General features: G+C 58.1%; 13 protein-coding genes. 7 read left to right on the top strand and 6 right to left on the bottom strand.

Annotated features, from left to right (window positions below):
* Positions 1 to 6 precede the first annotated feature (6 nt).
* The 5 genes from ACJJV2_RS06150 to ACJJV2_RS06130 form a co-directional block, all read right to left on the bottom strand.
* Positions 7 to 2040, bottom strand: a complete 2034-nt coding sequence (locus ACJJV2_RS06150) for an HlyD family efflux transporter periplasmic adaptor subunit (RefSeq protein WP_405279007.1) — start codon at positions 2038 to 2040, stop codon at positions 7 to 9.
* Positions 2041 to 2172: 132 nt separating this feature from the next.
* Positions 2173 to 3513 (bottom strand): efflux RND transporter periplasmic adaptor subunit, encoded by a 1341-nt coding sequence (locus ACJJV2_RS06145; protein WP_405279005.1) that lies wholly within the window; start codon positions 3511 to 3513, stop codon positions 2173 to 2175.
* Between the two features lie 33 nt (positions 3514 to 3546).
* Positions 3547 to 4416, bottom strand: coding sequence for an efflux RND transporter periplasmic adaptor subunit (locus ACJJV2_RS06140; protein ID WP_405279003.1), 870 nt, complete (start codon positions 4414 to 4416; stop codon positions 3547 to 3549).
* A gap of 21 nt (positions 4417 to 4437) precedes the next feature.
* Positions 4438 to 6306 carry a TolC family protein gene (locus tag ACJJV2_RS06135; RefSeq protein ID WP_405279001.1) on the bottom strand — a complete coding sequence of 623 codons (1869 nt, stop codon included), beginning with the start codon at positions 6304 to 6306 and terminating at the stop codon, positions 4438 to 4440.
* Positions 6307 to 6316: 10 nt separating this feature from the next.
* Positions 6317 to 11722 (bottom strand): Ig-like domain-containing protein, encoded by a 5406-nt coding sequence (locus tag ACJJV2_RS06130; RefSeq protein ID WP_405278999.1) that lies wholly within the window; start codon positions 11720 to 11722, stop codon positions 6317 to 6319.
* Between the two features lie 1249 nt (positions 11723 to 12971).
* Between ACJJV2_RS06130 and ACJJV2_RS06125 the strand changes: the two genes are divergently transcribed.
* From ACJJV2_RS06125 to ACJJV2_RS06110, 4 genes are all read left to right on the top strand, one after another.
* Entirely contained in the window at positions 12972 to 14735 is a 1764-nt protein-coding gene (locus tag ACJJV2_RS06125) for a BCCT family transporter (RefSeq protein WP_405278997.1), read from the top strand.
* Between the two features lie 157 nt (positions 14736 to 14892).
* Positions 14893 to 16269, top strand: a complete 1377-nt coding sequence (locus tag ACJJV2_RS06120; protein ID WP_405278995.1) for an NAD(P)/FAD-dependent oxidoreductase — start codon at positions 14893 to 14895, stop codon at positions 16267 to 16269.
* 145 nt (positions 16270 to 16414) lie between these two features.
* The gene (locus ACJJV2_RS06115) at positions 16415 to 16795 is read left to right on the top strand and encodes a nuclear transport factor 2 family protein (protein ID WP_284892004.1); all 381 of its coding nucleotides are present in this window, start codon (positions 16415 to 16417) and stop codon (positions 16793 to 16795) included.
* Between the two features lie 300 nt (positions 16796 to 17095).
* The gene (locus tag ACJJV2_RS06110) at positions 17096 to 17719 is read left to right on the top strand and encodes a helix-turn-helix domain-containing protein (RefSeq protein ID WP_405278993.1); all 624 of its coding nucleotides are present in this window, start codon (positions 17096 to 17098) and stop codon (positions 17717 to 17719) included.
* A gap of 96 nt (positions 17720 to 17815) precedes the next feature.
* Here ACJJV2_RS06110 and ACJJV2_RS06105 read toward each other — a convergent pair whose 3' ends face one another.
* Positions 17816 to 18544, bottom strand: coding sequence for a FadR/GntR family transcriptional regulator (locus ACJJV2_RS06105; protein WP_054556160.1), 729 nt, complete (start codon positions 18542 to 18544; stop codon positions 17816 to 17818).
* A gap of 224 nt (positions 18545 to 18768) precedes the next feature.
* On the opposite strand from ACJJV2_RS06105, the gene ACJJV2_RS06100 reads away from it, so the two are divergent.
* From ACJJV2_RS06100 to araD1, 3 genes are read left to right on the top strand one after another with little or no spacing between them, the layout of a single operon-like run.
* The gene (locus ACJJV2_RS06100; RefSeq protein WP_215823095.1) at positions 18769 to 19797 is read left to right on the top strand and encodes a 4-hydroxythreonine-4-phosphate dehydrogenase PdxA; all 1029 of its coding nucleotides are present in this window, start codon (positions 18769 to 18771) and stop codon (positions 19795 to 19797) included.
* Between the two features lie 60 nt (positions 19798 to 19857).
* On the top strand, positions 19858 to 21030 hold the full coding sequence (locus ACJJV2_RS06095; RefSeq protein WP_405278990.1) for an L-rhamnonate dehydratase: 1173 nt from the start codon (positions 19858 to 19860) through the stop codon (positions 21028 to 21030).
* A gap of 10 nt (positions 21031 to 21040) precedes the next feature.
* On the top strand, positions 21041 to 22054 hold the full coding sequence (gene araD1 / locus ACJJV2_RS06090; RefSeq protein ID WP_405278988.1) for an AraD1 family protein: 1014 nt from the start codon (positions 21041 to 21043) through the stop codon (positions 22052 to 22054).
* Positions 22055 to 22368 lie beyond the last annotated feature (314 nt).

Below are 22368 nucleotides of genomic sequence, written 5' to 3'. Positions count from 1 at the left end.
GCAGCCTCAGAAACCACTCTCTCGTATCATCACACTTGCCGCGTGGCGGAAGATGACTCCGGCCAGGCTCTCAGCGGGACCTTCGATAGACACCTCGCCATAGACCTGCCAAGCATCCAGAGAGGCTGCCTTATCCGGCACCAAGGTGACGCGATAGATACCATCTTCAAGGCGCAAGCCATCTGATTCATCGCGACGACGATTTTCTACTGGTAACGGCCCTCCATAACGACTGGCCAAACCGGGGTAGGCTAAGCGCTCTGCCCCAATATTATCGATATCGCGTACCGTCAGTAATACGCTTGAGTGGTTGCCATCGTCAGGAATAAAGCGCGCATGGCTACCCACCTTCACTCGCTCCAGATCCTGCTCTTGCACGAAGGCATTGACTCGCACGCTACGTTGACTGACTAGGTCTGCCAATTTCTGACGTGAATCAAGCCATTGCCCTACATGCAATGCCTCTGGCATATCCACACGCCCCGCTATAGGGGCACGCACTAGCAGCGAGCTCGCTCGCGATTCAAGGCCACTGACCTCAGCTTGAAGCTCTGCCTGTCGATTACGCAGCACCCCCTGCTGTGCTAGATCTTCAGCAGAACCTGCCCGGCGGGCCAGGCGTGCTTCAAGCGCCTGAAGCTGCCGCTCGGCCTGGATCAAACCTATCGCGATTTCCGGTTGTTCAAATTCATATAACACTTGGCCTGCCTCGACATGGGCATCCTGAGCCACACGTTGCTGCTTGAGCCTCGCAGGCTCTGATGGATAAAGCGCGAGATGAGCATCCGCCTCCAACACGCCAGGAAGCGTGACGTGCCCCCGCCACGGAATGAATAGCAGACCAAGTATCAAGCAGCCTGCCGAGCATGTGAGGGCAGTGCGAATATTCCAGGGGATACGGCGTCTGCTCACTTCACTTACCTCACTCATGATGGGACGCAGGATGAACCAGTAAATCTCGACCACAAACAGCAGGATACCCAGCACCTTGAAAGCAAAGTGATAAACCAGCAACGCGATACCGAGAAAGAGGAAGAATCGATAGATCCATGTGCCGATTGAATACAGCACCAACCACTGTCGACGATGTCGTGTGAAGGCCTCTGGCGGCGCTTCGCGGAAACCAAACAGCATCTCACGCAGCCACCAGCGCGTGACGGCAAAGGCACGTGGCTGAAGATTGCGAATGCCCCAGATATCGCTCAAGGCATGATAGCCATCAAAACGCATGAAGGGACTAAGGTTTACCAGCAGTGAGGTCATCCAGCTGGTAGTTGCAAGAAAAAAGGCCGCTTGCCGCAAGGGACCTTCCGGCAATAATCCCCAACAGACAGTAGCCAACACAGCGATAGACAGCTCTGTCATGACCCCGGCCATGGCGACTCTCAAGCGGTCACGATCATTCTCAAGCCGCCAAGTGTCCGTCGCATCGGTATAGAGCATGGGAAACATGACAAGAAACGCCACTCCCATGGTAGGGACTCGACATCCATAGTGCTTGGCGACCAATGCATGCCCCAACTCATGCGCAGACTTCACGACCATCAGCGCTAGTGCATACCAGAACACTCCTTCCCAAGATAGAAAGCGCAATAGAGTGCCAACGAAATCAGGCCACTGGCGAACGACAAAGTAGCCCCCAAGCAAAGCTAGAAATAGCAGCAGTATTTGGGCGGGCAGGCTGACAAGTCGACGGGCCGTAGGCAATAAACTATCTAGATGACGATCAGGCCGCACAAGCGGAATACGAAAGAACAAATAATGATGCAAGAGCCAATTGACGCCGCTAGTCTTACGGCTGGAATCAGCATCACTTAGTCGTTGCTGATCCTGCTGTGATGTGGCCACAACCAAATGATTGGCTTGCAGAAAACGTATCAAGCCTTCGATATCATCTAATTCTACATCGGCGCCTTCAGCACGGGCACGTGACACCAAGTCGTCTTGTGTCGAGCAATGTCGCCATAAGCGGATAAGCCGCAACCCGCTCAAGTGCAGGTGGAAATACAAGCCACGCAGGGGATCAAACAGCGTCCACATCGGCGCTCCGTCAGTATCTGGCGCACTTCGGCTCAGGCGCAGATCTGCTCGAAGTTCCGGTAACGGCTTCGTCTCTTCCTGTGTTGTTTGATCCAAGCCGGTACCTAGCGGCACCCCACCGGTATGCATGGCCTAGACCCCCAGTGCCTGACGCAGCCCCGCCAAGGGGCGGCGGAAAAGGTAATAGGCCAGTGATACGCGATCACCACTGACGCGCGCAGTACCTCTTAACCCAATACGCAAGAAGTCGGGTGACTCATTGAGTGTCGCCGAGACATGATAGACAAGCTGGTCGCGGCCGTTGACCACCGGCTTATAACTGACCCTCTCGACCTCGCCTTCTATCGGCGACAATGGACGGGAATCGAGAAACAGCGTTACGGGAGCTCCTTGGGACAACACCAGAGCATCTTCCACTGGTAGCTCGATACTCACCTTGCGCTCGGCCGGATTTGCTAGCTGCATGATACGCTCTCCTGTCCGTACCGGACGCCCAGCCCAATCATTGGGGTCATCGAAAATTGCTAGCCCGGCACTCTCCGCCTTGAGCACCACCTGATCCAATTGGGTCTCGGCGTAGCTGCGCTGGACTTCGCGCAGATCCCTTTCGGCACTCAGCGCCACCATGCTGGCGCGTGACTTTGCATCGCCAAAAGCTTCCTGCCGCGCCTGTTCAAAGCGCGCCTGCGCCACATTGAGAGCCTGATCCGCCACCTTGAACCTGGCTTTAGCTTCAATATCCTGCAACTTGACCAACGGTTGCCCTGGTACTACCTGCGCATTTGGCTCAACCAACACACGATCTACCACTCCGTCCATCGGGGCTGATACCACGCGCGGCGCTTTGGCGACCAACTCGGCAGGTGCCAGTGCAGAGAGGCGTACTGGTAAACACAGGATCAACAGAAGAAGGACAAGCGCCCCCCACCACAAACGTGACGAACTCAACCAATTGCGCAACTGACGCCGCTTGCGAGTTTCGAGGAAGGCATGCAAAGCATGACCCACGACTTCTCCCAGATGCGCTGCGAGATTCATCGGCGCAGCTTGCCAACGAGCTTCACGTGCTAGTAACAACCATGCTCTAGTACCCTCTCGCATTTCCAGAGGCACCAGTAGCACCTCACCCGGGCAGACTTCTCGCCAGGTCTCAAGCGTCCAATCATCCATCCCCTGAGGCTTGAGGACGCATGGCTCGATACTATCTGGCAAGTAGCGGCCCATGACATGTTCGACCCATTGGACATAGAGACTGTTGCGATCTACCGATGGCACATTGGCCAGTGCAGTGACGCGCCATCCATTGGGCCCTGCCCTCTCCACCATGGCAGCCTGCTGGTAATCGACGACCTGTCGGGACTCATTGACCGCGACATAGCGTAGTGCCTTGAGCGTCTCAGCTCGGCGTATCCGATGCTCGACATCAAATAGAGCCGACAGACGCGGGGTATCGAACTGGTTCGGCTCACTCACGTCTTTCTCACTCCGACTGACCAATGCATAACCTTACTGCTCCTGAGCAACATCGATGGGCGGAGTGAAAACAGCGGAGGCTGTCATGCCCGGGCGCAGCGAAGGCGTGACCTTAATATCGACCCAGATGGGAATGGTATGGCTGACCGGATCCACACTCGCTCCAATTCTTGTCACCTTGGCAGAGACGTTCTCGCCGGTTTCCTCGATGGTCAACTGCGCCTGACGCCCCGGCTTGAGCCAGGAAAGCCAGTCTGCAGGCACGATCACACGTGCTTCTAGTGTCTGACCAACGATCGCCAATAACTCAGCCTGGGCCTGAACACTTTGCCCTACATTTGCTTTACGCTCGACAACACGCCCAGCGTAAGGTGCCTTGATGGCACAGCGATTCACGTTAGTACGCGCAATTTGATATTCCGCAGCATTTTCATTGACAGACAAGCGGGATAGATCCACTTCCAGCTGACCTACAGAGCGCAATTCCAGAAGCCGCTGATTGTTTTCCAACTTGCGGCGAGCGCTGGCCAATCTGGCCCCCACTCGGTCACGCTCGGCTACATACTGACCACAATCCATCTTTACCAGCGTCTGCCCTTTCGTGAAGGCATCTCCCTCACGAAAAGTCATCGACTCAATACGCCCGCTCACTTCACTGCTGATCGTGGCCCTGTCAGTGGCCTCGATAACTGCGCGCTGAGGCTCCAATGTTGCTTGAGCTTCGTTCATGGCCTCGGATGCCTGCACCTTTGACATCAATAAAGTGGCACAGGACAGCATCACGAGACAGCGCAACTTCTGTGGGTAACGATGTCGTACATCGCGGATGTTCATACGTGAAGTCACCTTTTCTGGCAGGCGAAACAAAAGAAGCGCCGCCCACGAGAGACGGCGCTCACTCAACGAGGTACTCGCTTCTGAAATCTAGATTTCTGTCAGGCCATCCCCCGGTGCGAGAATGAAGCGATCCAGCGCATAGACGCCCTTGTCATTCTCGGCCTTGACCATAATGGTCACGGGCGTCGCAGGCGCTCCCGGTACAGTCGTGAAGGTACGCGTAGCTTCAGAGAATGTCAGCCATTGCGGAAGCCCCTCCCCTGATGGGGTAGAGAAGCTGTAGTGCAAAGGCCCCGCCACTGCGAAGGTATCGGCGTCAAAACTGAAGGACGGTGCCTCCCCATTATCGCCTTGAGTCAATACCGGAGACTGCTCAGCAATGGGCTTCACCACAACACCTATCTGGCCATCATCCCAATCTTGGCGACGCTGTACTAATGCACTAGCAAGCTGTGCCGGCTCAGCTTTGTCTTCCAGTTTAGGGTAAGGGTCAAGACCGATACTCTGGTAGACACGCGCATAAGCATTCTGAATTTGTGCATAGGCAAGATCACGACGCAGTTCTGCGATCAAGGAGTTAAGCTGTTCTTTGATGGCTGTCAGCTCGCCAATACTGCCTGAACGTGACTGCTGGGTGACCAGGTCCGAGATGTTGCGCGATACCTGCAGGTAATTCTGGGCTGTTCCGAGGTCACGATTGGCCGCCATATACTTAAGCTGCGCCAGATGGACCTGAGTCAAGACAGCGAGGGATGCGGCCAAACGTTCCTGACGAGTGATCTCTACGCTTGTTTCAGCTGCCTCCTTGTTGGCACTGGCTTGGAAGACATTGAGCAGGTCATAACTTACTGCAGCACCAGCACTTGTCCAATCCTGGAACAGAAGATATTGGTTGTCATCATAGGAATAACTCGCCGAGAAACTCAGGTCCGGGAACATCTTGAGTAAAGATGCACGTACTTCATCGCGAGCGATACGCTCACGATAATGTGTTGTCAATACTTCCGGGCGCATCAGCAGCGCCGTCTGCTCCATGGTCGCCACGTCCAATTTGGCCTTGGGCGCTTTGAGCTGCGCCGTATCATATTGTGGAAGCTCGATCGGCGTAGTCGGCGGTAGCCCCATCAGACTGGCCAATTTTTCGCGCGCCCCAATCAGCTCATTACGCAAGCTATCCAAGCTGCGCTTCACATCCAGCAAGCTGCGCTCGTAGGAATAGCTATCGAGCGGATTGGAGAGGCGCTGACGAGAAATCGTGCGACTCCGCTCCAACGACTCGTTGACTCGGACCATGAGCGGTTCGACCTTGCTCAACAGACGATCAGCGGAGACGGACTTCCAATAGGCGGTACGCACTTCCTGTGCAAGGTTCTGCACCGCCTTACGCTCTTCCTCGACAGATATCAGGTATTGGTCGGCACTCTGATTGGCTCGCACGTAGGACAGCCCAAAGTCCAGAATGCTCCAAGTGAAATCGACACCATAGGTCTTGCGATTGCGCTCTTGGGACACACTATAACTGTTGTCGTTGGTGGGCTCCCCTGGCTCACCATCCACGAACGGCACACTCTGCGTAGCTTCGTACTCGCTGCGCGTCGTGTAGCCCGCACGGGCTGTTAGTGACGGCAACATGTCATAATTCGCAGCATCCAGCTGCTGACTCCGCAGCGCCGTCTGCATCGTCTTCACATGGCGATCACGGTTATAGAGAAGCGCACGAGCCACCGCCATTTCTGGCGTCAGCAGTCCAGTCACCTTGTTTTGTGAAGCATTGAGCTCCTTTACGTCCTCCGCCGCTTTTGGCTGTATTTCTGCCATCGTCAGTGGGCTAGGGTTTACAGCACAACCACTGAGAAGCAGCAGTGCTGCCAAAGGTGATACCGCGAATAGCTTTTGACTCATGAGTCCCTTTCCTGAAGTCAGATCGTTGGATTTCTGTTCATTGTTCACATTCATTCTCGATGCTTCATGACAGCTGAAGCATTCGGGCCAGTCGATTGGCCAAACTTTCTTCCTGGTGATTATCCCCAGCTTCCGCCAAAGCAGCTTCCGCTTGCTGGTCCAGTGACTGCCAGCGAGCATCCGCGGTATCCATTCCTTCAGGCAACGCGATATCCAAGGACAATATACGGACCGTTCCATCCCCCGAAACCGCTACGATTCGCACATCCAAAGAGAGATCCTGCCCTGCCACATCTCCCGTGACATCCCCAGTCTGCGGGTCGATGCTTACCCCGTCAGGCAAGGCCGAGCCATTGCCGAGAGAACCCTCATAACGGGCCACTTCTGCTGCACGTGGGTCATTCAAGGTGACGGTGAGTCGTGTCCCTGCAAGGCTCATGCGATCAATCTGCATATCGTTACCGGTGTTTTCTTCGTGCACAACCTCTGCTGCCCCCTGAGCCCCCATACTGATTTCAATACGGCGATACAGCACTTGGTCTTCTCGCTCATCGAGGATCTTACCATCCGCATCGATCAGCACTTCGCGCGTCTTTGTATTACCGTATTCATCAATCCCGATCACGGTGATACGCGCACGCTCCATCCCGGGCGGTAATTTGCCAGACAACTGACCACTAGAAGCATCCACTGTCAAAGTGCCTGGCAACGGAGACCCGTCTACTTGGGTTCCCTGATAACGAACTGTCATTGCTTCCGGTAAGCCAAACTGGCCAATATCCTTCAGCGCGTTATCAGACCCCGCTCGCAGGAAGTAATCCAGATTACCAATGTCGTTGCCAGAAGCCTGTTGCTGATCCGCAGCGTCACTGGCAACCCTGTCAGTGCCGATCACTTCATTGGCAAAAGGGTCCGTTACGCGATTATCAGGTACAAAGCTACTTGATATTTGAGTAGTGGCCGGTGATGCAAGCGGCTCATTCGGGACGGTCAATGTAAAGCTGTAACTGACAGCCCCACCATTCCCGTCATCAGCCGTGACAGTGATGGCATAGGGCGCATTCAATGAAGCATCAAGGGCCAGCTGACCGGTAATCTGGCCGGTTGACGGGTCTATGACCAGGCCTTCAGGCAAGCCTGTTGCCGAGTAGATCAGCTCATCCGAAGCATCCGTATCCGCAAAAGCCTCACCTGCCGGAATCGAGATGTCACCGCCATTCCCCACAATGCGATCCGGAATTTCCGAGACAACCACAGGAGCATCATCAGTACCGGTCACGGTGACGCTCAGGGTCGCGGTATCGACACCGCCCTGACCATCGCTGACCTGATAGCTGAGGGTGGTGGTACGGGTCTCATCGACCGCGAGGTCATCGAAGTCCGCGCCCGGCGCGAAGTCATAGCTGCCATCGGCATTGACGGTGAACTGGCCACCGTTGTCACCGGCAGTCGGCTGACCGACATTGGCGGCATCCTCGCCGACCTGGCTGACCGTCAGGGCATCCGTGTCGTTGCCACCGTCCGCATCGTTATCCAGTACGTTGCCGGAGGCCGGCGCCTTCTCGGCGACGGTCACGGCGTCATCCTGGGCAACCGGTGCGGTGTTGCTCGGCGTCAGCGTGAAGGTGTCGGTGACCGTGCCGCCATTGCCATCATCGGCAGTGACAGTAATCTCGAACGGCCCATTCTGGGAGGCATCCGGCGTCAGGGTACCCGTGATGCGGCCCGTGTCCGGATCGATGGTGACACCGTCCGGCAGACCCGCGGCCGTAAAGGTCAGGTCATCGCTACCATCCACATCACGGAAGGCATCGCCAGCCGGGATATCGATCGCATCGCCATCTTCGGCAGTCGCGTCAGGCGTCGGGGTGCTGACCACCGGCACGTCATTGGTACCGGTCACGGTGACACTCAGGGTCGCGGTATCGACACCGCCCTGACCATCGCTGACCTGATAGCTGAGGGTGGTGGTACGGCTTTCTCCGACCGCGAGGTCATCGAAGTCCGCGCCCGGCGCGAAGTCATAGCTGCCGTCGGCATTGACGGTGAACTGGCCACCGTTGTCACCGGCAGTCGGCTGACCGACATTGGCGGCATCCTCGCCGACCTGGCTGACCGTCAGGGCATCCGTGTCGTTGCCACCGTCCGCGTCGTTATCCAGCACGTTGCCGGAGGCCAGCGCCTTCTCGGCGACGGTCACGGCGTCATCCTGGGCAACCGGTGCGGTGTTGCTCGGTGTCAGGATAAAGGTGTCGGTGACGGTACCGCCATTGCCATCATCGGCAGTGACAGTGATCTCGAACGGCCCATTCTGGGAGGCATCGGCTGTCAGCGTACCCGTGATGCGGCCCGTGTCCGGATCGATGGTGACACCGTCCGGCAGACCCGCGGCCGTGAAGGTCAGGTCGTCGCTGCCATCCACATCACGGAAGGCATCGCCAGCCGGAATATCGATTTCGTCACCGTCTTCGGCACTCGCGTCAGGCGTCGGAGTGCTGACGACCGGCACATCATTGGTGCCGGTCACGGTGACGCTTAGGGTCGCGGTATCGACACCGCCCTGACCATCGCTGACCTGGTAGCTAATGGTGGTAGTTCGGGTCTCATCAACCGCGAGGTCGTCGAAGTCCGCACCTGGAATGAAGGCGTAGCTACCATCCTCAGAAACAGTGAACTCCCCGCCCTGCGTGCCAGCGATAGCCTGCCCGACACCTTCCGAGTCGCCATTCACCTGGCTCACCACCAAGGCATCATTATCACCACTGGTATCATTCAGGAGCACATTACCAACGGCGAGCGCATTCTCACCTGTCGTTTTCTGATCGGGATTGGCCTCCGGAGGAATATTGGATACTTCCAGCAGAATGGTATCCGTCACAGTACCTCCATTACCGTCGTCAGCTGTGACGATAATATTGAAGGGTCCAGACTGAGAGGCATCCGACGCCAGTGTTCCCGAGATACGACCGGTCGTCTGATTGATGCTGAGGCCGGCCGGTAAGCCCGTAGCGGTAAAGGACAGCACATCACTGGCATCTACATCGCTGAAAGCATCCCCCGCGGGGATATCAATTTCATCCGCATCATTGGCTGTTAGATCATCTGTCGGAGCACTGACAATCGGCGCGTCGTTCGTACCGTTAACGATAACGCTCAGCGTGGCGGTGTCGAAGCCCCCCTGTCCATCGCTAACCTGGTAACTGATGGTGGTAGTGCGATTTTCGTTGACCGCAAGGTCATCAAAGTCCTCCCCCGGAGCGAAGTCATAGCTACCATCCGAATTGATAGTGAATAGGCCACCGTTATCACCGGCTGCCGGCTGACCAACATTGGCGGAGCCTTCGCCTACTTGACTTACAGTCAGGTTATCAGTGTCGTTGCCACCATCGTTATCATTTACTAGTACATTACCTGATGCTGGCGATTTCTCATCTACAGTCACAGTATCTGCAGCGGCCACTGGCGCAGGATTATTGACTGACAGATCAAAAGTATCCGAGACCTGATTACCCTGTGAGTCAGTGCCCACCACAGTAATGGAATATGGGCCATTTGCGGAACTATCAGCAGTGAGCTCTCCTGTGATCTCCCCGTTTTCGGCGTTTATCGAGAGCCCTTCTGGCAGGCCTGCGGCCGTATACGTCAAGTCATCATAGTTATCCAGAGCACCAAAGACCCCGGCCGCCTCCAAGGCAAATGAATCACCATCAGAGGAAAACTGGCTTTCATACGGTGTGATAACAGCAACACTGGACTGCCCAGTAGATTGATTACCATTGACGTCAATCACGGTGTATTGAAAATCAGACGTACCGGTATAATCAGCATCAGGCGTAAACATCAATTCGCCATCCGCTGACAGGGCCACACTGCCGCCTTCCACGCTGACACTATCGCCGCCTGATTCAATCGCTATACCATTGATTTTCGAAACTGTCAGACTTCCACCGCCCTGTCCATCGTTGGCCAACGGATCAAAGGTGACTGGGGTATTGGCTTCGGTTGAGGTAAAGTCGTCACGAGCCGCGGGGAGGCTTATTGTCACACCATCATTGGTGTAGTTGATATCCCCATCGTCTCCAGTGTTAACATCTTCGAATAACAAACCTATCTGACGGTAGTCATTCGATATTCCAGCGCGGTAAGTGAACGAGGATACATTTTCATAGCCCGCTGAGACCATATTCTGCGTCTCAGCGCGTGACAATGGTACAGTATCCCCCCCTCCAACAGCGCTGAGAGAGCTATCGGCACTATTTATTTCTGCAGAAACATCGGTAGCTTCTTCCGTAGTATAATTATTGGCATTATAAAAAAGGACTGACTCAGTGTTTTTATCCAAGTCAACCGCAGTAGCAGTAAAGCTAATATACTGAGCCGTGTCGGTGTCAGCAGAAACAAAATCAATAGTAAACTGAATATATCCAGACAGATTATCAGATTTAAACTGACTCACAAATGCAGATTCAATACCACCACCAACATCAATCTCGTCTATCGTTACACCCGAGGACACTTCATCGATTGTAACTATGGCATCGAGTCCTTCTGCCACATCATTATAGCGATAAACATTCCCAGCTATAAAAGCGTCTTCGTTACCACTAACAAAATCTCGATCATTTGAGAAGTTGAGCTCTACAGTATCTGCCAGCTTACCACCCCAATCAGCTGCCACAATTGAAACAGCTTCAATATCACCCGTCTGGTTTTCCAGGTCCCAGTCCCCCCCCAGAGCCTGGCTACCCGTATCATCAGACGATGAAGCAATATCTGCTCCCGTGAGATTGGCAAGCTGAGTCGCTGCCTCCAAGCCCGCATCCCCCGAACTGAAGTCACAAGCGTAAAGAAGGATGTCCCCTTCTTGCGTCAAGGCGCTGCCGATAGTTGCCAACTCGTCGCTATATTCACCAGCCATGCTTGCCGCGTCGAGCGTTGCGGTACCGAGGCTCAGCTCACCTTCTTCCCCATGAGACAGAATGTGAACGGCTGAAATATCCTGCTGACCATCCAGGTAGCTGGCCATCTGCTCGACACCGTCAGCCTCTCCATTGAGGACTACAACCTCAGCCTCGGAATCCAACTCATCAACCAGTGACTCATAATTGGTGACATTGCTATCGACGAAGATGACAGCGCGAGAGGCTTGTGATGCTGTATCAGACTTCTCTGTGTCATCAGCAGTATCACTGGCAGAAGACTGTTGATCACTGGTGGCGTCATCCTGCTGCCGCGCCGACTGACTGGCTTGCAACGCCTTGGTGGCCGGAGACTGGGACTGAGCTGCCACAGCTTCAGCCGTCATGCTGCCTTGCTGAGAGTGATCTGCCTCACCATGACTAACGGAATAATCCTGATCCGTCGCAGTATCGGCGGCAGTGCCGACAGCGGCACCATCAAACAGGAACCGGGGCTCCAAAGAGCGAATCAATGCTGGGCGTAGTTTCTTGGGGGTCTTGTTATCACTCATCTTATCGCTCCTAACCTCGCGGTCCATGCTCGTCAAGGGGGGCTGTGCGGTAATCAAGCGCATCAGCATTTTGGCTTAATCTCAACCGTACGCTGAAGAAAGGCATCCAGATCAAGCCCCCCCCAAAAATCATTATTTCGACAGTATAAGACAATCCTTATGAATGAAACAGGCTCCGCCAACATAAGCACACGGAATTGAGTTTCCGAATCGCCAACAGAGAAGCGTTCATACTTGAGCATGACAAACAAGGCCATACACGGCAGTATTCACTGGCCATTCGTCGCACTCAAGGCAATGTACCAAGAGCCAAGCCACATAATAGAAACGACTCCATATACGCCAGGATCGAAATCTCAATCTTGACAGCATCATGTACAATCAGGTCTCAACCCTTCGATGAGAGACAACACTATCAGCCGATGTTGATTTTCGACTTGACACATCCTTGATTCCACACAACAGCATTTACGAGACAGCAAAGGTGGAAAGCAGCAGTAGGGAAACGAGTAACAGGCTCCACTACAACATTGGCCAGCCTGCTGTCAACATTAACTGGCCCTGCTGACTACCCCTCAATACACTTGCCTCATGCATCTTCACATCCCTCCTCTTGACCTCCATCTCGACCAGTCAAAACATTGGCTGCCTGCTGAACAGCACAAGAGTTCAAGATCTGGCCACCGCAAATTGTTGAGAGACATCTGATCGGGGTCTCCCACAATTGGCTTGCAACACGCCTGTATTAAATCGCGCCTCCCTCTATTCTCTCCCTGCTCCTCTCGCGCCCTCTTCCACGCCCTCTGCCCTCTGCCCTCTGCCCTCACGCCCTCACGCCCTCCGCCCTCACGCCCTCCGCCCTCACACCCTCTGCCCTCCCGCCTCTGTTCGCTGGCCTGCCACCATCGGACCAGGCGGCGCATCGGCGTTATTTCTTCTGTATTTCAAGATGTTAATGACGGCAGTCGAACGCTTCACATATAAATGAAATAATACTGAAAAATTTCACTTGCACGATTTTACTCGCCGTCTATTTTCATTTGTGACGCGAGAAGATTCATCGAGTGCTGTATCAGCTGTAGCGCATTCATTGACGATGGATGGGGACCTTGCCGGTTCGATGAAGGCGATGTCCCAGCCCCCGCTCCCATGACAACAATAAAATCTGCTCTCGATATTCCTGTCGGCTTGTCAGGTGTCTGACGAGATCTGGCATGGAGCATCAGGGCCCCTTCCTGGAGGCACCCCAGTGACAGCAACACGCAATCCCGCAGCGGCTGAGCGCGCTGGCAGCAACGGCGTTCCGCGCTCATCCGGTCTGCTTGGCGACTACGACAAGGGGCTGTTCTGGCCCGTCCTCAGCATCTACACCCTGATCATGATCTATGCGCTGGCGGCGCCGGAGCAGACCGGCGCGGCGCTGTCCGGCATACGTGACTTCCTGATCTTCAATTTCGGCTGGAGCTTCGTGCTCGGGGTCGCCGCGACACTGATCTTCAGCTTCTATCTGTTGCTCAGCCCCTTCGGCGGCATTCGCCTGGGGCCGGATGATTCACGTCCTGAGTTCAGCTATGTGGCGTGGATCTCGATGATCTTCAGCTGCGGGCTGGGCATCGGCTTCGTGTTCTTCAGCGTCGCCGAGCCATTGACGCACCTCTACACCTCCTCGCATGTGCAGGACCTCAATCAAGTCGGCCAGCAGGCCGGGGTCTCGACCGCGATCCGCAACACCCTGATGGACTGGGGCATGAATGGCTGGGCGCTGTTCGCCGTGGCCGCCTGGGCCATCGCCTTTCCGGCCTATCGCCTCGGGCAGCCGCTGACGGTCGCCACCGGCCTCTACGGTCTTCTGGGGGAGCGCTGCAACAGCAGTCTGTGGGGCAAGCTTGCCAACGGGCTTGGCGTGATCGGTACCATCGGCGGCAATGCCACCATGATCGGGCTGGGCGTCACCTCCATCAGCTATGCCTTGAAGGTGCTGTTCGGACTCGAGTTCGGCGCCTTCGGTCAGGCCATGGTGATGCTGGTGATCATCATCGCCTACGTGGCATCGGCGGCGACCGGCATCGAGCGCGGCATCAAGTACCTCAGCCTGCTCAACATGATCATGGCCGGCGCCATACTGCTGGCGCTGCTGGCCTTCGGTCACGCCCCGGCGCAGTACCTGCTGAACATGATCACCCAGCAGTTCGGTGACTACTTCGGCTCGGTGTTCGTCAACCAGTTCTGGACCGACGCGGGCAGCTTCGAACAGCGTGAGTGGGTGGGCTGGTGGATGATCTTCTACTGGCTCTGGTACATCTCCTACATCCCCTTCTGCGGCGGTTTCATCGCACGCATTTCCCGTGGCCGCACCCTGCGCGAATTCGTGTTCGGCGTGGTGGTGGTGCCGATGCTGCTGTCGATCGTGTGGTTCAGCATCTGGGGTGGCTCGGCCGGCTATGCCGAGGTCAATCAGATCGTGCCGCTATGGGAAAGCGTGCAGGGCAATCCGGAATCCGGCATCTACCTGTTGCTGCAGAGCATGCCCGGCGGCTGGTGGCTGTGCCTCGCGGTGCTGTTCAACATCGTCGTCTTCGCCGTCACCACCTCGGATTCGGCCTCGTTCTTCTCGGCCATGCAGGTCTCCAATGGCAACGAGAATCCGAAGATCCTGATGCGCCTGCTGTGGGGCGTGATCATCGGTGTCACCGGTATCGTCTTCCAGCTCGCCGGGGGCTTCAACGCCATCAAGAGCCTGGCGATCGTGGTCGGCGCGCCCTTCTTCCTCGTCAGCATCGCTTACATGTTCTCGGTCTATCGCATGCTCAAGGCGACCCATGAACAGCCCGCGACGGCCATGCAGCCAGCCCCTCAGGTAAAGCCTCTGCCTGCCGAAGCCGCTGAGCCGGAAGCCTCCAGCGCTGTGACACCCGCCACGCCAGCTAGCACGCCCAGTACATCGCCAAGTACCACGGCTACGCCACCCGCCCTCCCTGGGTCGGGAAGCCAACCCATCCCGGGCGCGACCTGAGCGGCATGACGGGCTCACGTCGTCTCGGGCAGGCAGAGACCTCAGAGCGCAACGCGCACGAACCAACACCGCCATTGATCGCCAATGACAATGATCACCAACAACAACGATCACCAATGACAACGATCGCCAACAACAAGACGGATGGTGACCCACGATGACTGTCAAGCAGCCTTACAACCCTCACTACGACCCTCTCAAGGACAGCTCCCCGGGCGAAGGAGTGGATTATGCGCCGAGCTACTGGCGCTACCATGCAGGGCCGCCGCCCGAGGATGATGGCCCGGTCACTGACGACATGGAGGCCGACGTGGTGCTGATCGGCGCCGGCTTCACCGGCCTTGCCACGGCGATGTTCCTGGCGCGTGAGCATGGCATCAAGGCAGTGGTGCTGGAGGCCAATCAGATCGGCTGGGGCTGCACCAGCCGCAATGGCGGCCAGGGGCATCTGGCCTGGGGGCGCCTGAGCCGCAGCCAGTGGGTCAGGAAATGGGGCGTCGACATGGCGCGCCAGCTGCACGCCAATAGCCTGGAGGGGTTCGAGGTCTTCAAGTCCCTGACCCAGGACCCGGAGGTGGACTGCGAGCCTCAGCCGCTGGGTAATCTGCTGATCGCCCACAGCCCGCAAGCCATGCAGCATCTCGAGGCCGAATCGCGCCTGTGCAACAACATCCTCGGCTACCGGACCCGAACGCTGGACCGCGCGTCAGTGCATCGTGACTTCATGGGCGATCAGGAGAGTCACGGTGCGATGCTCGAGCCCGAGGGCATCGCCGTGCAGCCGCTCAAGCTGGCCTACAGCTACGCGCGTATCGCGCGCCGCCATGGCGCCCGAATCCACACCAGCAGCCCGGTGCAGCACTGGACGACCGAGAACGGCATCCACTATCTGCAGACGCCGGGAGGCACGGTCAAGGCACGCGCGGTGGGCATCGCCACGGCGGGCTATACCAGCCCCAACCTTCACTCGCTGACCGCCTATCGCAACATGCCGATCATGGCCAACTCGGTGTGGACGCGCACGCTGACCGACGATGAGATCGAGGCTTGTGGCCTGCGTTCGACCATCCTGACCACGGACACACGCAAGCTGCGCCACTACTACCGACTGCTGCCCGAGAAGCGCCTGCAGATCGGCACGCGCAGCGCCATCAGTGGCGCGGATGCGCAGAATGCCCGGCATCTGGATGTGGTGCATGAGGCCATCGCGCGCAAGTTCCCGGCGCTGGCCGGCATCGAGACGCCGTGGTTCTCGCATGGCTGGATGGATATCTCCCACGACATGATGCCGCGCATCGTGCAGCCAGACCCCAAGCAGCAGATCTTCTACTCCCAGGGTTACAGCGGCAACGGCGTGTCGTTCTCGGCTTATGCTTCCAAGCAGCTGGCCGCGCTGATCGCCGGACAGTCGTTGCCGGAAGCCCATCTGCCGATCTTCAACTCGCCGCTGCCCGCCCATCCGCTCAGACCTATCCGGCGCATGGGCCAACACCTGCTCTACAAGTATTTCCAGGTGCTGGACAAGGTGAGCTGAGTCACGCGCCGCGCGAGTTCCGCCACCGATCGCCCCTATCACTTCCCGCCATCACTTCCCGACACGCCGCGACGCTCTCGAATCCCGTCGCGGCACCTCCCACTGACATGCCTCTTGCGGCATGCAAGCACCAGAGAGACGCACCATGAATCGTGAACAGATGACCGCCATGTTCGATGCCTTCAATCGCCACGCCATCGATGAGGTCATGGAGTACTTCGCCGACGATGTGGTCTTCGACACCGTGTCCGGCGATGAGGCGCACGGCACGCGTATCGTCGGCAAGGCCGCCGTGCGCGATGCCTTCGTGAATACCTGGACGACCATGCCCGATGTGCAGTGGGCCAAGGGCGAGTTTTTCTTCGCCGATCAGCGCGTCGTCTCCGAATGCACCTTCATGGCGACCCAGCCCGATGGCCTGCGTGTCGAGGCCGATAGCGTGGATCTCTTCACCATCGAGAAGGGCAAGATCACCCGCAAACAGGCCTTCCGCAAGCAGCGACCGGCCTTTACGCCAGCCGCGTGATTTTCACGCGCAGCACAGACGCAAAAGGCCAGTCGCGATGACTGGCCTTTTGCGTCTCAAGCGTTATCTCAGAAGCTGCTATCTCCTGCCCCTGTCTCAGGAGCCGCTGTCTCAAGCCCGTTATCAAGATCCGCCAACCCCCTATCAATCCCCGCCTCGACACGACGATTTGATAACGACACAGGCTTATCTCTCGACGCCGCATGCTGATAATCTTGCTGATGAAAACCGCTGCATGCTTTTCATCCACATGAAACGCCACTCATTGACCGCCAGCGCCCATTGCCAAGAGGAAACCGGATGACCACGGACTCAGACTCCTCACCGGCATCAACCGACAGCACACTCAGCAATGCAGAACAGGAAGACCGCCGAATCGGCCGGCAGCTGCGCGACCTGCGCAAGTCCCGCCAGCTGACCCTCAGCCAACTGGCGGAACGCGTCGGCAAATCCGTCGGCTACCTCAGCCAGGTGGAACGCGGCGTCTCCTCGCTGCCCATCGGGGTATTGCAGACGCTGAGTGACGCCCTCGACGTGCGCGTCAGCTGGTTCTTCCAGCCGGGCGGCAGTGATTCGGCGGTAGAACAGGAAACCATCGTGCGTGCAGATCAGCGCCGCGCCATGAATCTCGGCGCCATCGGCGCGCGGGAAGAATTGCTCTCCCCTCGCCTGAGCGGTCAGCTCATCCTGATCATGACCCGCCTGCAGCCCGGTGGCAGCGGCGGCGAGACGCCGCGTGAACGGCGCGGTGAGGAAGCGGGCTATGTGGAAAGCGGCCAGCTGGAGCTGACCCTCGGCGAGCAGGTCTTTCTGCTCAACCCGGGCGACAGCTTCTCGCTGACCGGGGAAGAACCCCACTGGATTCGCAACCCCGGCGAGACCGAGACCCGCATCGTCTGGGTGATGACGGGCGTCGAGTATTGAGGCTTCGCGCCCAGAGTCCGCTTGTTCGCTCTCTTTTATTTTCTCTTACTTATATACATCCCACTTATGCATACCTCTCGTGCTTCATACCCCCTCTCAGTGGGGCATCTTGTCGCGCGTGGTGTAATAGACGCTATCGATATGCGAGAGCATGGCGCGTTCAGCAGCATCCGGGTCACCGGCGCGCAGTGCCTCGACGATACGCACATGCTCTTCATAGCTGCGCTTGATCGAGCCGTGTTCGGCCATGACCTGGCGGCGAATGTTGAGCGCGTAGGTATAAAGCTCATCTGCATAGCGGATCAGGATCTCGTTGCGCGAGTATTCGGCGATGACGTGATGGAAGTTCTGATCCGAGAGCTGGAAGTTCACCGGCGAGTCGAAGTGCTGTGACTGAGCTTCCAGCAAGGCGTCGAGCTTCTTGAGCCCCACCTCATCGATATGCCGCGCGGCGCGGCGGGCGATGGCCGATTCCACCACGATCCGGCTCTCGAAGACGCTCTCGATATCCAGGTTGTTGAGCTCATCGCCCTGCTGACGCGCGGGATGATTGCGGAAGCTGTCGATCACGGCCTCACTGGCACAGACGCGTGACTTGCTGCCGTGCGAGACATTCAATAGACCATAGCCCGTCAACAGCGCCAGCCCACCACGCACCGTCTCACGACTCACTTCAAACAACTGCGCCAGCTCACGCTCGCTGGGCAGCTCATCTCCATCGCGCAGCAGCCCCGTCAGGATCATCTCGATGAGCTTGTCGGCGAGAATTTCCTTCTTGGTCTGATTCTTCAGCGCTTTCTCGAAGGCGAAAGGCGTCTGCTTCATGCAGCCTCCACTGGTATAGATTTCATACCAGCATAACCGACAACCGCATATCGCGCATCCACAAACCGACCATGGTCGCAATTTTCGAGAAAACCTTGACCGATCAGCGTGGGCTCGGCTAATTTTTATCTCAACTGGTCTGGTAAACCAACCAGCAGACCATAAAGTGCGAATTGATTGAAGAAACCAACAACAACGCCAACTCTCATAAGGCTGGAATTCACATGTCAGCAACACGCCCTGTCATTGCCCTCACCCTTGGTGACCCTGCCGGTATCGGCCCGGAGCTGATCGCGCGCCTGGTCGCGGAACCCGAGCAATTCGCCGAGACCCACAGCGTGCTGGTCGGCGATCAGTGGCTGTGGGAGCAGGGCCAACGCCAGGCCGGTCTCTTCACCCAGCTGCCACGCGTCGCAAGCTTCGCCGAGGCTCGCGAGCATGAAGGACTGTCATTGATGCTGGTGGAAAGCGTGGCGCAGCAGGAGGTGACGCTGGCCGAGGAAAGCGCCGCCTGTGGCGCCTCGACCCTCGCGGTGCTGTCTCGCTGCCTGGAAGCGGCCCAGAACGAGGAAGTCGACGCCATCTGCTTCGCGCCGCTCAACAAGCTGTCGATGAAGAAAGGTGGCCTCGGCCACGAGGATGAGCTGCACTTCTTCGCCGAGAAACTCGGAGTCGAAGGATATTTCTGCGAGTTCAACACCCTGGGGACGCTGTGGACCTCGCGCATCTCCTCGCACATCCCGCTCAAGGACGCCGCCGAGTACGTCACCCAGGAGCGCATCATCGCCGCCAGCCAGCTGATTCATGACTCGCTGAAACTGGCCGGCTTCGAGCGCCCGCGCATCGCCGTCGCTGCCTTCAATCCCCACGGTGGCGAAGGTGGCACCTGTGGCCGCGAGGAAATCGACGTCATCGCGCCGGCCGTCGCGCGCTGCAATGAACAGGGCTACCCGGTCGAGGGCCCCTTCCCGGCCGACACCATATTTATCAAGGCGCGCGATGGCGAGTACGACGCCATCGTGACCATGTACCACGACCAGGGGCAGATCGCGATCAAGCTGCTGGGCTTCAAGTCCGGCGTCACCGTCCAGGGCGGCCTGCCTATCCCCATCACCACGCCGGCCCACGGCACCGCCTTCGATATCGCCGGTCAGGGCAAGGCAGACGTCAACCCGACCCGCAATGCCTTCGCGATCGCCAAGCGCATGGGCACCAACCTGCGTGCGCTGCGTCTCGAGACCGCTTCTGCCTGATGCGCTTGCTCCTCTCGCTCATGAACCTGAATCAACGCCATCCACAACAAGGATAATTCGATGAAGATCACCAACGTCAGAACCCGCGTCTTCGAATGGAAAGGCCACACCGTCCCCCCGACCGCCCACTTCTGCTCCAACGCCATGGACGAGCTGTGGGACAAGGGCGACTCGATGGGCACCTTCCGCTTCCACGGCTGGACAGTGGTGGAGATCGAGACCGACAACGGCCTGGTCGGGCTGGGCAACGTGGCGCTGGCGCCGCGCATCGCCAAGGCGATCATCGATCAGTACCTCACGCCGCTGATCATCGGTCAGGACCCCTTCGACTACGAATACCTGTGGCAGCGCATGTACCGCTCCACCCACGCCTGGGGCCGCAAGGGTATCGGCATGGCCGCCATCTCCGGCGTCGACATCGCCATCTGGGACATCATGGGCAAGGCGATCGGCAAGCCGGTCTTCAAGCTGCTGGGCGGGCGTACCAAGGAGAAGATTCCCTGCTACGCCTCCAAGCTCTACCGCACCGATCTCAAGGGCATGCAGGAAGAGGCCCAGTCCTATCTGGATCAAGGCTTCACCGCCATGAAGATGCGCTTCGGCTACGGTCCGCGTGACGGGGTCGAGGGCGTGCGTGCCAACCTGGATAGCGTGGCCGCCGTGCGCGAAGTCATCGGCGAGGATATCGACCTGATGCTCGAGTGCTACATGGGCTGGAACCTGGACTACGCCAAGCGCATGTTGCCGAAGCTGGAACGCTTCCAGCCGCGCTGGCTGGAAGAGCCGGTGATCGCCGATGACATCGATGGCTACGCCGAACTCAATCAGCTGACCAGCATTCCCATCTCCGGCGGTGAGCACGAATTCACCCATTACGGCTTCCGCCAGCTGCTGGAAAAGCGCGCCGTCTCCGTCATCCAGTACGACACCAACCGGGTCGGTGGCATCACCGCCGCGCGCAAGATCAACGCCCTCGCCGAGTCCTTCAGCGTGCCGGTCATCCCGCACGCCGGCCAGATGCACAACTACCACCTGACCATGGCCTCACTGGCCTCACCGATGAGCGAGTACTTCCCGGTGCACGATGTCGAGATCGGCAACGAGCTCTTCTACTACATCTTCAAGGGTGACCCGGAGCCGGTGAACGGCTTCATCGATCTCGACGAAGAGACCCCGGGGCTGGGCCTCGAGCTGAACAGCGACTACTTCGATCAGTTCAACATCATCGAGTGAGGAAGCCATCATGAGACTCGTCCAACTTCGCACCGCCAATGGCCCGCGGGTCGCCGTGGTCGAAAGCCGCGACCAGCTGCGCCTGCTCGACTTCCCCGGTGGCACCTATGAACTGGCCACTCGCGCCATCGAGCTGGGCATCGGGCTCAGCGCGCTGATCGAACAGCACTACTCGCACACCCTGGTCGACTACAAGCAGGCGATCGATCGCCGCGAACTGCTGCCGCCGGTCACCCACCCCGACCGCGCGCGCTGCACCGTCACCGGCACCGGCCTGACCCACCTGGGCAGTGCCGATACCCGCGACGCCATGCATGCCGCCGCCCAGGCACAGAGCGAGAATGACGCCAACGTCACCGACTCGATGCGCATGTTCCGCATGGGCCTCGAGGGCGGCAAGCCCGCGGCAGGCCAGGTCGGCGCGCAGCCGGAGTGGTTCTACAAGGGTGACGGCAGCATCGTGGTCGCCCCGGAAACCGCGATCAGCGTGCCGGCCTTCGCCGAGGATGCCGGCGAGGAGCCCGAACTGGTCGGTCTGTACCTCAACGATGCCAATGGCCAGCCGCACCGCATCGGCTACGCCGTGGGCAACGAATTCTCCGACCACATCACCGAGCGTGCCAATTATCTATGGCTGGCCCACTCCAAACTGCGCGCCTGCAGCTACGGGCCTGAGCTGCTGATCGGCGAACTGCCCCAGCACCTGGAAGGCACCAGCCGCATCACCCGCGAAGGCCAGACCCTGTGGGAGAAGCCCTTTTTGACCGGTGAGGCCAACATGGCCCACAGCCTGGCCAACCTGGAACACCACCATTTCAAGTACGCCCAGTTCCGCGCGCCCGGTGACCTGCATGTGCACTTCTTCGGCACCGCCACGCTGAGCTTCGCCGACCAGATCAAGGTGCAGGAAGGAGACCGCTTCGAGATCGAACTGCCGGCCTTCGGGCGCGCGCTGCGCAACCCGGTCGCATTCGAGTCCCACGACAACGACGCTGAGCAGCCATCCGCCATGGCGGTGCTTTAGGGCCGCCGACGCTCACGGCAGTCAACTCAGAGAGGGGGCAAGACAGATCTGCAAGACAGACCGACAAGACGACCCTGAGAGAAAGGTTAGCCAGTGTCGGGCGCGCTTCCGCCAACGTCCGACACTGCCAAGGACATGGACGCCACCCGCAATGCCACTCCCATCGTTCCGATGGTGTGCCGTACGTCCAGGCTTCATGACAATAACAAGAGGTCGCACCACCTCCCGCCCTCCTGTCACCCGACCTGCGCCAGTGCACGCGCGACAAGGTACTGCACGACAACGCCATTCACTGTTATCGGCTGCCGATTGCC

This window comes from Cobetia sp. Ld8 (assembly GCF_045066615.1).
In the GTDB taxonomy this organism is placed as follows: Bacteria; Pseudomonadota; Gammaproteobacteria; order Pseudomonadales; family Halomonadaceae; genus Cobetia; species Cobetia amphilecti.
Note: the sequence above shows the minus strand (reverse complement) of the source record. Positions and strands in the feature narration are given on the sequence as shown.